At 37.9% G+C, this 12592-nt stretch carries 5 protein-coding genes; 3 read left to right on the top strand and 2 right to left on the bottom strand.

Going from position 1 to position 12592, the window contains the following annotated elements:
- The first annotated feature begins 74 nt into the window (after positions 1 to 74).
- The 3 genes from ACZ2G0_RS04490 (at position 75) to bioB (ending at position 2732) form a co-directional block, all read left to right on the top strand.
- Complete coding sequence (locus ACZ2G0_RS04490; protein ID WP_470309190.1) at positions 75 to 1004, top strand: bifunctional riboflavin kinase/FAD synthetase; 930 nt, start codon at positions 75 to 77, stop codon at positions 1002 to 1004.
- 102 nt (positions 1005 to 1106) lie between these two features.
- On the top strand, positions 1107 to 1544 hold the full coding sequence (locus ACZ2G0_RS04485; RefSeq protein ID WP_470309189.1) for a hypothetical protein: 438 nt from the start codon (positions 1107 to 1109) through the stop codon (positions 1542 to 1544).
- Positions 1545 to 1646: 102 nt separating this feature from the next.
- A complete protein-coding gene (bioB, locus tag ACZ2G0_RS04480; RefSeq protein ID WP_470309188.1) occupies positions 1647 to 2732 on the top strand; it encodes a biotin synthase BioB in 1086 nt (361 codons plus the stop codon).
- Positions 2733 to 2791: 59 nt separating this feature from the next.
- On the opposite strand, the gene ACZ2G0_RS04475 is transcribed toward bioB, so the two are convergent.
- Together ACZ2G0_RS04475 and ACZ2G0_RS04470 are read right to left on the bottom strand one after the other, a co-directional pair.
- On the bottom strand, positions 2792 to 7825 hold the full coding sequence (locus tag ACZ2G0_RS04475; protein WP_470309187.1) for a T9SS sorting signal type C domain-containing protein: 5034 nt from the start codon (positions 7823 to 7825) through the stop codon (positions 2792 to 2794).
- 147 nt (positions 7826 to 7972) lie between these two features.
- Entirely contained in the window at positions 7973 to 12583 is a 4611-nt protein-coding gene (locus ACZ2G0_RS04470) for a GEVED domain-containing protein (protein ID WP_470309186.1), read from the bottom strand.
- Between the last annotated feature and the right edge of the window lie 9 nt (positions 12584 to 12592).

Genomic DNA, 12592 nt, shown 5'->3' with positions numbered 1-12592 from the left:
ATATCAAAAAAAGCTTTAAATACCACAACATTAAAATAGTTACCATAAATTTGCAGTATTATAAAAAACACGCTTTGAACATTTTTCACTCCATCGACGATTTTAGTACTGCAAAAAAAACGATTTTAACGCTCGGTACCTTTGACGGAGTTCATATTGGACATAAAAAAATACTTGACAAGGTAATTGCATCTACAGAGGAGGGGAAATACGAAAGTTTGGTTCTAACATTCTTCCCACACCCACGGATGGTTTTACAAGAACATTCAGAAATAAAACTTTTAAACACCATCTCAGAAAAAATTGATTTATTAGAAAAAATGGGGATTCACAATCTCGTAATTCATCCGTTTGATGAAACTTTTTCTAGATTGACTGCAGAGGACTTCGTAAGGACAGTTTTAGTCGACAAGTTTAACATTCAAAAAATCATAATAGGATACGATCATCGTTTTGGTAGAAATAGAACCGCAAATATTGATGATTTAATCGATTTTGGTGCCAAATACAATTTTGAAGTCGAACAAATATCCGTTCAGGAGATCGATGCTATATCGGTAAGTTCAACTAAAATCCGCAATGCACTGTCAGAAGGTGACATGACTTTAGCTAACAGTTATCTTGGCTATGACTACTTTTTTACTGGTACAGTCATCAAAGGAAAGCAATTAGGTCGCACTATTGGTTTTCCAACTGCTAATATCAAAATCGAAGAAGATTACAAGCTAATTCCTAAAAAAGGATCCTATATTGTTGAGAGTACAATCAACAATAAACGCATTCAGGGCATTATGAACATTGGTTTTAACCCTACCGTTGCAGGAGAAAGTTTGTCAGTAGAAGTTCATTTTTTAGATTTTGATGAGGATCTTTATGATAAAAAAATAGCAATCACTATCTTGGAATACCTTCGTCCCGAACAAAAATTTGAATCTTTGGAGGAGCTTAAAGCGCAATTAGAGTTGGATAAAAACAAAGCAATGTCTTACTTCAACAAACGTTAATGTTAGAATACTTTATCTAATATATCTTATTATTTTCCGTAAATTTGGTAGTAAACCACTTGTCTAGCGTTAGTTATCGGTAGACAAATTAAAACTACCCACATGAAACTATCAAAAGAACTACTTAATGGAATAATTATTTGGATTGGAATTAGTATTCTTTTTCTACTAATGAAAGCAGCTGATCTTGCTGATGTATTTTATTTAAGAGCCCTCAACATCTTATTCATTTACTATGGTGCAAATCGAACTTTAAAAAGCAATTTTGCCGAAGGAATAACGGGCCTACCCGAAAACGGAGTTTCGGCTTTGAAAACGGCTCTCATTGGTGTTTTTATTAGTATTGCTGGATTAGTATCATACAGTTACTTACAAGGAGGTGACAAATATGTAGAATCTCTCTCTGCTTCCTTTTTATTTGGCGGACAACCAACTGTTATGACCTATGGTGTGTCCTTACTTTTCGAAGGAATTGTATCCGCTGTAATTGTAACTTTCACTTTATTATTAATATGGAAAAAACGATATCCAACCGATTAGCAGTTGTGCAATATAATTATGTTAAAGCTAGTTTTTAAACTATTACACATTGCTTCATAAAAACAATTTAACTACTTTTGAAGCATTAAAAAACAGCTTACAATGAGTATTACAAAACATAATTGGACGAAAGACGAAATTATCGCTATATATAACAAACCTATGATGGATTTGCTTTACGAAGCAGCATCGATACATAGAGAACACCACGACCCAAATGTGGTTCAAGTTTCTACTTTATTATCTATCAAAACTGGAGGTTGTCCTGAGGATTGTGGCTACTGCCCACAAGCAGCTAGGTACCACACATCGGTAGAAGGAAATGATTTAATGACAGTAAGCCAAGTTAAAGCACAGGCTTTACGTGCAAAATCAGGAGGATCTTCGAGAGTTTGTATGGGTGCTGCTTGGAGAAACGTAAAAGATGGTCCTGAATTCGATCAGGTATTAGAGATGGTTCGTACCATTAATAAATTAGACATGGAGGTTTGTTGTACTCTAGGTATGATCACCGAAAACCAAGCGCAGCGTTTAGCTGAAGCTGGTTTATATGCTTACAACCACAACTTAGATACTTCTGAAGAATATTATAAAGAAGTGATTTCTACTCGTGGTTTTGAAGACCGTTTACAAACTATTGAAAATGTTCGTAAAACAAACGTAACTGTTTGTAGTGGTGGTATTATAGGAATGGGCGAAAGCATTGAAGACAGAGCAGGAATGCTTGTTGCGCTTTCTACTTTAAACCCACAGCCGGAGTCAGTGCCAATTAATGCTTTGGTAGCTGTTGAAGGAACACCAATGGAAGAGGAGAAACCAGTTGAAATTTGGGAAATGATTCGTATGGTAGCCACTACACGTATCATTATGCCTGAAACACAAGTGCGTTTGTCAGCAGGTAGAATGAACATGAGTAGAGAAGGTCAAGCGATGTGCTTTTTTGCGGGAGCAAATTCAATCTTCGCTGGAGATAAATTATTGACTACTCCAAACCCAGACGTGAATGAAGACATGAAAATGTTTGAAATGCTAGGTTTAAACCCTCAAAAGCCTTTTACTAAAGTATCACAACCCTCCACAGTTGAGGCAGCTGATTCTCAGTTTACACCATTAGGAGAAAAACCAAAATGGTCCCGACCAGATCATAAAATAGAAAGAAATTTAGAGGCATCTGCTAAAAGAAAATAACACAAAAAAACCATCTTGAATTTCAAGATGGTTTTTTTTTAAGGATGCTTTTCACTTTGCTAGAATACTACTTTTCTAGAGATCACCTCTCCAGAGGCTAAATAAACTTTTACCAAAGCGACTTGATTTTTTAGATTGCCAATAGCGATGGTATATTCTGTATTATCTATCGCTGTTTTTTCAAATACTTTTTTACCCAAGATATCAAAAATAATTACCTTTTGAATAGCTTCTAAACTTGATTTAATCTTCAGTTCATTTTTGTCTTTAGAAATAAAAACATCGTTACTTCCTTTTGAAAAATTAGTTGTACCTAACGTTTTACCCGTGTAGTTTAGCACAAACCGATTGTTAAAAGCTCCAGCCGCTGAGGCGAAAGTATATGCTTTCGCTCTTAAATCATGCATTACGCCTAACACTTTATCCTCTAAAAAAATAGGTTGATCACCCTCAAAGAGTCCATCTACTCTATTAATAGAGATCGTAATATTATCAGCCGTTTTCGTCGAATACCCAATAGAAAACGTATCCGAATCTACAAATGGAAGTACTTTACCATTTATCGCCAAAGCATCAGTCCCCAACATGCTGTAGATCAATAATGGCCTTGTACTGTCAAACAAGTAACTATCGTAACCAAAATCAAAATCATCAGTTGCATTTTCAATATACCCAACAAGTGCTTGGCTCCCTGTTGTTACAGCACTATCAACTATATCTAGCCAAATTCTGTGTCTTTCTAAATCATCAACAGCTTTACTTTTTTTAATTTTATAAAAATTAGTGTTGTTTTTAGTTTCACGCATCGTATTGTCGAACTTCAAATTACCTGCAATTTGATTTTCTACAAAAAACCCTTGACCTGAAGCAATGAAACCTGATGGAGGTGTATTGTTTCCTGTTCCGGATAAAGCAAATCCTGTAGGCCCAGATAAATTACAAGTATAATAATCATCTGAGCTAAAGTCATTCCCAATCAAACGATTGTTGTGAGTCCACAGATAATAGGTTCCCGACAAGACATTAGTTGGATTAGATATTGGATTGTATAAATTTTCGTTAATAAAATCAGCTACATTTAAAGACGAAGGATATGGATTTCCTATTAAACTTAGTCCCGTATCGCCTGGCGGAGTAGTAAGCGGAATTGTAAATGAGCCATTGTTAGGCACTCCTACAAATTGATACGGAACTATCGTTGGTACTGTAGTAGAAGTATTCACAGGGCAACGAATAACATATCCAATTCCTTTAGAAAAAACTGTTGTATTAGCATTTAAAATAGTATAAGTATCCGTTACACTATTGTATCCATTAAATCGGCTTAAATCAGTTTGCGGAGCAAAATCAAAAAGGGTTTGTGAACCCGTTGTTGGAGAAGACCAAAAAGTAGAATCAAAACGCACTACTGGAGTAGTATTCCTTTTAACGATCACATTACCAAAATTAGGTCCTGTATAGGTTGTTTGTAACAACGTTGCATTATTTTCGATGGTTAATGTACCTGGATTAGCTACTGTAACCGCATTATCTACTGATAATGTAAAACCAGATTGTAGCGCCACAGCTCCACCTATTACCTTTAACGTATTAGCCACATCGATATCACTTGCCATAGTGTAGACGCCGGTGGGTCCCGAAAACAAAAGATCATAATAATTTCCGCTCTTAACTGTTTGTGCGGTTCCATAGTATTCCACAGTTCCAGAAGTAAAATTCCTAGCGTTAGTAGCACCTGAAAAACGAACAGTACCTTCCATAGATACCAGTGTACTATAGCTCAAGGCACCCGCTCGCATGTCCAAAATAGCATTTGGAGCACCAATATTTAAAATTTGAGTATTTAAATTAAAACCGTTCGTATCAAAAATAGGGTTCCCACCACTGTTTATAGTAAATTGTCCACTAGTTGTAATATTTCCCGAGGCTTTTTGTATTCCTGATGTATTTTTTAATTCAATCGAAGGCATACCATTAAAGGTTCCCCCAACTATAGTTTGCCCTCCAGTAAGATTACTATAAATTACAGATCCACTCCATGTTTTCCCAGAAGGAATTGGAGCTATAGCGGTACTAGCGGTTCTAATTTGACCAGTACCGGTACTTGTAAACGTTCCTCCATCAATCAAAGCATAAATTCCCATATCCAGTGTGGAAGCGGTACTTGCCATACTTAAGATGTTTTTTACGGTAATCGCTGCTCCCGCTGTAACTGTTGCTGCTGTATTCGAATTGGTCAAATGATTAAAGGTAGTTGCGCTTGATCCTCCTATTAGCTGGCTAGTCGTTCCATTAAACTTTACTGTCGAAGAATTAGCAATAAAATTACCGTTGTTAGTCCAATTCCCGCTCACAGTTAGAGCATTGGACCCCGTAATTGTCAAGGTAGCCCCAATTTTAATTGTACTATTTTTACACAATCCTCCAGCAGAACCAATTACCGGCTGATTCGCAGTAGGCCCTATAATTACGTTACTTGTAGCCGAAGGAATTACACCATTACACCAATTCATAGCATTATTCCAATCAGTATTCACTAAACCTAACCAAGTCCCTGGAACGCAAGAATTAGTTACATTTATAGTTCCGGTAGTTGTAGAACCAAACCAAGTGCCATTGGTAACAGTAGCAGTAGAAGTCGTTCCTCCATAAGAACCCAAAGCGGTTTGTAACTCTCCCCCTAAGGTTAATGTACCTGTACTCGAAGCTGTGCTATTAAATAGTAAAGCAACTGCAGTATCATTAATTAAAAGATCACCACCAATTGTTGTTACACCAGCAAATGTTTTATTTCCTGAACCACTTAACAATAAATCACCGTAATTAACACTAGCGACGTTTTGCGCCGATCCCAAATAATCAACAGCACTATTTAAACCTAGGATTGTTGTAGTAAACATTGGAAAAGTACTCGTGCCACTTAATTGTAAGGTTCCATTATCTACGACCGTAATTGTAGAACTTCCTGAAAGTGCAAAACCTCCATTATCTAAGGTAGCTCCTGAGTCAACAAACAAAGGAGCAGCTGTACCAAAAGTCTTGGCACTATTTGCGGTAATTACTCCAACGTTTAACACACGCACACCACCACTTGCCGTAAAGGGGCTAACCCATTCTGGACCAGCGGCTTGATCACTAAATCTATTATACTGCAAGCTAGCACTTGATCCATAAACAGGAATGGCTGAAACTGTAGCTGTTCCTTCCATAGAAAGCGTTCCGTTTACGGTTGGTATTCCCGTTAGACTTTTTAATCCTGCATTGGAGAAGATTAAATTGTTAAACACTGCAGCAGCAGTCAACGTTTGTGCGGCACCTCCAAAACTAACGGTTCCGGAACCAGCTATGAAATTCGTTCCGGAACCCGTCCAGGCCGAACCTGTTGCATTAACATTTAACGTGCTTGAACTTGCATTAAGCGTTCCTGCAGTTAGAGCTACTGCTCCAGTAAAAGTGTGACTTAAAGCAGCCCCTAAATGAAGAGTACCTCCAGCCCCATTTATTGTTAAACCAGCTCCGTTTACGTTTCCGCTAAAAGTAGCTGTACCGCTTGTTTTTGTCATCGATACAAGACCAGTAGTAGCAAAACCAGCAATAGACTGATTGTCCATGGTATTAGATATCACAATTGGCCCCGTAGAAGTAAAGAAGCCTCCATTATTAATAAAATTCCCTCCGAACGTCAAACTTCTTACCCCTGCCGATAAATTTGCACCAGCATTAATCGTTAGTGGTATTCCAGCGTTAAAAATTTTATTACCATTTAAAGTTGTAATTGAATTTCCATTGATACTAACTCCACCACTAGCCGTAAATGGAGTAACCCATTCGGTACCCACAGATCGCGGATTTATATAAGAGTAACGCAAACTTGCTGCAGGACCGTACACTGTTGTTCCTGAGCCAACGGCAATACCTTCCATCGAAAGTATATTATTTATAGTTGTACCCGTTAGGGTTTTTGTTCCTGAACCAGAAAGCGTTAAATTATTATAAACTACAGGCGCAACTATTTGATTACCTGAACTATAATATTCGACTGTGCCATTACCTGCTACAAATGCAAATCCCGCACCTGTAGCAGCTGTACTACTTGATGCAATTCGTAACAAACTAGAACCACAGTCAACCACACCATTAGTTCTGGTCCATGTTCCCGAGAAAGTATGTGTCCCAGACACTAAACTTAAACTTCCTCCTACTCCATTTATTGTTAAAGCGCCACCATTAATATCGCCAGTTAGTGTTGCTACACCACCTGTTTTTAACATACTCACCGTTCCTGTGGTAGCAAAAGACGGGATAGTCTGATTGGCTGTACCTGCAAATTGAACTGCTGATGACCCTAATGAAAAAGTTCCTGAGTAGGTTAGGTTTCCACCCAATTTTAATAACCCTGTTCCGGTATAAGTTAATGAACCAGTACTAGAGGTACTTCCTGCTGTTACGTTAACTTGACCTGTAGAAAGAGTTATGACGCCACCATTTGTAAAACTACCCGCACTTACATTAATCTGACCTGAAGTAACTGTGGTCGTTCCATTATTTAAAAAATCACCACCTATTGTCAATATTCTAGAATTCGCATTTAAGGCAGCACCCGTATTAATTGTCAAATCTGTAATCAATGTTGTAGTAGCTGAAACAGTAACCGTATTGGCACTAATTCCATCCCCTATAACTACATTAGGCCTCGTTCCTGTTGCTGTTAAGCTTCCAAATGAAGCTCCCCCTGTAAATCGAATTGTTCCAGGTCCATTAACTCCATTAGTAGTTGTTCCACTATTCGTGAACGTTCCTGTAACTGTAAGTATTTGATTAGAATTGATAACTAATTTACTAGTAGTGGTACTTAAGGTAATATTAGTTATAGTAGTAGAAGTAACCACAGTTACAGTATGTCCTGTGGTAATAACCGCATTATCTGCAGCGGTTGGAGCTACTCCGCCCACCCAGGTTGTTCCAGCGGACCAATTACCACTTGTCGCACTAGTAATTGTAGCTGCAGTTGCGGCATTCGAAAAAAACAACATCATTAATCCTATAAAAAACAATAAACTATGTGCTTTTACAAAGGGTATTTTTTTATTCATATAAAGGAAATTAAATAACAACAAGGTTCAGAATATAAAAGTATACGTATTTTAACGCTAGCAGGTTTTCTAGCATTTTACACAAAAAGCAAAGACGATTTTACAAAACTAAAATCGCCTTTGCTTTCAAAATTATTTGTAATCACTTTAAAAAAGTATTTTTTTAGTAACAACTACGCCATCAATTAGAGTTATTTTCACAACCAAAACTTGATTAGATGAAATCACATTTGAAAGTAAAACTTCCTGTGAATCGATACTTGTCTTAGAATAAATTAATTTACCGGACAAATCATAAATTTGCACTTTATCAAACAACTTAATTGTAGAACTAACTTTTATTTGTTTGTTTTTTACAGATACATAAACTCCATCTTCAACTGGCACAACCTCATCAACTCCAAGTGTTTTACTTGTATATCTAATAGCAAAACGATCGTCAAAGGTTCCTTTTTCGGTATTAAATTTATACGTTCCTTTACTTAGGTCAAATTCGGTTCCTAAAAGTTTGTCCTCTAAGTAAACTTTTTGAGTTTCAAAAAAACCATCTTTCTCCCTAATACTAATTCCGAACTCTCCTTCTATTTCGGATTTATATCCTAGCGGAACTATTTCGGACTCAGTAAATGGCATCCCACGACCCTGAATGGTTAACTTCTTACCGCCGTTTATACTATAGAAATCAACATAGGCATTCCCATCAAAGGTTTCACCGTCAAAAGCACTTTCTATTTCGTTGGAAGCTTCTGAAATATATCCTAATAAGGTTTCTTTAAAAGCACCCTCTTCATTAGTTAAATCGAGCCAAATTCTATTCATTTCGACCTCTGACTTTGATTTTTTGGTACTGCTGAATTTGAAAAAATCAGCATTACTACCTGCTACAATAGCACTAAAACCAACACGCATGCTGTTATTAAAAACAACATTTCCTGCCGCAACACTTGTACCGAAAAAGGATTGTCCTGAGGCAATTTGACCAGTAGGTTTAGTACTTTTTACTGGACCTGGACTTAAAGTAGTGTTACTTGAGCTTGGTGCAGGACTAGTACCCACACCACCTGTCTTGTTATAAGCAGCGTAATCATCCGATGTATAGGCCAAAACACCTGACCCAGCAGTTCCAGCTGCAAGTGTAGAAGCCAAACGAATCGAAGTATTATGAGTCCAAAAGTAAATAGTCCCTTCCAGCACTCCTGCATTAGCGTCTAAAAACAAATTGGCATCTAAAGCCGATGGGTAGGGATTACCTATTAAAACAGAATTACCTAAAGGACCTATTGGCACAGAAACTACTCCATTATTAGGCGCTCCTGTAAACTTGTATAATTGAGTACTTGGCGGTTGTCCTGATTTTGGCTGTGGGCCCCTTATTATATATCCCGTCCCCTTACTCATGAAAGTTGTATACGCATTCTCATATTTCCAGTTATTCACAAAGGAATCAAATGAAAGGAACTTATCACCTAAAGTGTTAGGAGCAAAATCAATGAGCTTTTGACCTGCGACTGGTGCTGACCAATAGGTATAATCAAAATTAGTAATTGGTGTTGTTACTCTTTCGTAAGTGATCACTCCTGTGTTTACAGCTGCATTATTTATTTGAACCAAGCTGGAAGTATCTTTAAATGTAATTGATCCCGTACCAGTTACAGTTAATTCATTTTGAAGACGCATTGTTACGCCACTTGCAACCGTAGCTGTAACTCCGGTGTTTACGGTACAAGAACATAAATCGACATCCGAACTTATTGACCCTGTTGCAGCAATCACGCCTAAAGTATTTATAGTTGGAGTAGTTGTCCAACTCGTTCCATTGTAGGTAGTCGTAACAAGAGCAGTAATTGGAACATTTGCGGTAGCTGCAGAAACACAAGATGAAACTGAGACAGTAAAAGTATAATTTCCTGCCGCAAGTCCAGAGATAGCAGCAGTAGATCCGGTACCCGTCGTTGTGCCTGGAGATGGTCCTGACCTTGTTAGTGTCCAAGTACCAATTGAAGGTAAACCCCCTATATTAATGGTACCTGTAGGAATTGCGCAAGTAGGCTGCGTAACTGAAACTATAGATGGTGGAGCTGGAGCCGATGGAACTGGATTTATAGTAAAACTAGTATTTGCCGAAACACATCCATTATTTGTCACACTTAAAGTGTAATTACCAGGAGGTGCAGTCACATTTGCTCCAGATCGAACAACCCCTGCGGAAGGAGTGAAAACATAATTATAATTTGCCGCATCAAAATTTGTCAGAGCAAAACTTCCAGTTGGAGTGGAACAGGTTGGATGAGTGATCGTGCCAATTACCGGAGCAACTGTTCCACCTGCAAAAAAAGTAACGGTATTTGAGTTTACACTAACCCCACATCCCAAATTATTATTTCTAACTCTATAATAATAAGTATTACCTGGAGTCAATCCTGTAATTGGATATATAATGACATTGCCAACATTTAAATTTTCATAACCAGAAACAAATGTGCCTGCTGAGAAAGTACTTGTCGTGGCAACATCTAAAAAATAACCACTCACAAAAGTATCATTATTCCATTGAGCATACCAGGTTGAACAAGATGCGTAACCATTAGCTGCAGATGGAGTTATAGCAGCATACATGTTCACAGTATTAGATGTATTGTTAGTGCTTATCAAATTACTACAAGTTGAGGAAGCGATATTTGTAACCCTGATGGTTGTAGAATTATTTGCGTTTAATGGACCTAAGTTAGCCGTAAACTGACCAGAACCAGCAGTTGTAACTGTCATTGGAGCTGTGTAAACAACACTGTTCCCATTAAAACTTAAAGTATAACTCACGGTGTACGTACCTAATGGTAAGCCCGCAGCACTTGAAGAAAGTGACACAATTGATGATTTTGCAGTTGTGCAAGAAGTACTCGCTGCAGAAATACTTGTGAGACTGTATACTGGACAATACGAAAATTGGACTCTTGAGCTACCAGTAGTTTCAAAGTACTCCAATACAAAATTAGTACTACCACTTAAAGAAACAGAGTAATTAGTTTCTCGATAGGCATGGTTTGTATAATCATTTATGACAAAAGTGGCACCCCCATCTAAACTTAGTCGATATCCATCATCACCACCTACAGTAAACACATACGTACCCGCAGGCATCACCTTATTCATTTTGAAACGAATCGCAAAATTATCTGAGTAAGTATTACATAAATTAGGGCCTGATATTGCACCAGTACCTAGATTTAAATCAAAAATATCCGTTTGAGCTATATTACCTATATAGTTGGTGGTAAAAGCATTAGACGGAGGATTTCCACCATTCGTTACCGCATATACATAACCAATCCATGCACTACTTCCATAAGAAACTTGATCTCCAGGAGGTGCAGTAACTACGAAATCCGTTGTACTCGTACCGGTACCACTTGTTGTACTTACAGATAGAGGTCCAGTTGTTCCTGTAGTGGGCAAAACGGCAGTAATTTGTGCGTCACTATTAACCGCAAAAGATGCTGCATTAACTCCATTAAAACGAACTGCAGTTGCATTAGTAAAATTACTACCAGTAATTACAACGGTCGCTCCTGAAACAGAACACGCATTATTAGGTGTAAAACTTGTTATAACTGGAATTGGTCTCAAAACATTAACATAATAGTCTTCAACCTGACCATAACCACTACCTGAAAAACAAGGATTAGTTGAATTATTGTCCGACTGAATAATTCTCATTCGTGTATTTCCCAACAAAGCGTTTACTGGTACCACAATAGAACTATTCAAAACAATGGCGTCAACTCCATTGGAATTGGTAATAGTACCCAAATTAAAAATTTCATTTACATTGTTACCAAAAACTCCATTTTGATCCCAATCTACATATGCATATATAGCTTGTGGGAAGTTACCATCTGTATTTCCCTTCACTAAAATAGTATTTGTTGATCCCTGTAATACATTTCCCGTAATACAATATGACTCATAACTATTGCTTGAAGTTGAATTTGAGGAAGTATTATTTATTCCACCAAACGTTACTTGAGTTATTGGAGTAACATTACTAAATAAAGGAGTACAATATGATGTCAAAGAAGATGTGTAGGTAATCCTAACACGACCACTACCCCCATCTCCTCCTGATCTATTTGTATTATTATCTATATAGGCACCACCACCGCCACCACCGGGAGTTGATCCATCATTACCATTTCCCCCTCCAGTTCTTTGAACGCCACCAGAACCTCCACCGGGATTTGCGCCACCTCCACCAGCACCACCAACAGTTGCAGTCCCATTACTTCCATTGCTTCCCGCTGTTAAAGTGGTGCCAACAGATGCGGCCGTTGAACCAGAACCTCCAGCAACAGTTCCCCCATTGGGGGCCGCTCCTCCAGCTCCTCCTTGAGCAAAAACTGTACTAGTTGTAACTACCCATGATCCTTGTCCATTCGCACCAGCTGTTCTTGCTCCTGTTCCTCCACTACCAACAAAATATTGAATTGCTTGTCCAGGCGTAACAGTAATTACTGATGAAGCATAAGAACCACCAGCTCCTCCTGCTCCTCCTTTAATATTATTTGTACTTGATCCACCTCCTGCTCCACCACCACCCCAGGCCTCAACTGTAATAGAAGTGACATCGCAGGGAACAACAAAAGAATACGTTCCAGGCGTTGATTGCGTTACAGGCGATTGTCCAAAAGCAACGCAAGTAAAAAGCGCACTAATAGCTATAATAAAAAATCGGATGGTTTTTAAAAGTAAAGTTTTCTTCATGTGGTATTT

The organism is Flavobacterium sp. KKT103 (assembly GCF_055640565.1).
Note: the sequence above shows the minus strand (reverse complement) of the source record. Positions and strands in the feature narration are given on the sequence as shown.

Bases quoted from the DNA above. Each gene is read 5' to 3' on its own strand.
- ACZ2G0_RS04475 (WP_470309187.1), bottom strand. From the start codon at position 7,825: ATGAATAAAAAAATACCCTTTGTAAAAGCACATAGTTTATTGTTTTTT.
- ACZ2G0_RS04470 (WP_470309186.1), bottom strand. From the start codon at position 12,583: ATGAAGAAAACTTTACTTTTAAAAACCATCCGATTTTTTATTATAGCT.
- ACZ2G0_RS04485 (WP_470309189.1), top strand. From the start codon at position 1,107: ATGAAACTATCAAAAGAACTACTTAATGGAATAATTATTTGGATTGGA.
- bioB (WP_470309188.1), top strand. From the start codon at position 1,647: ATGAGTATTACAAAACATAATTGGACGAAAGACGAAATTATCGCTATA.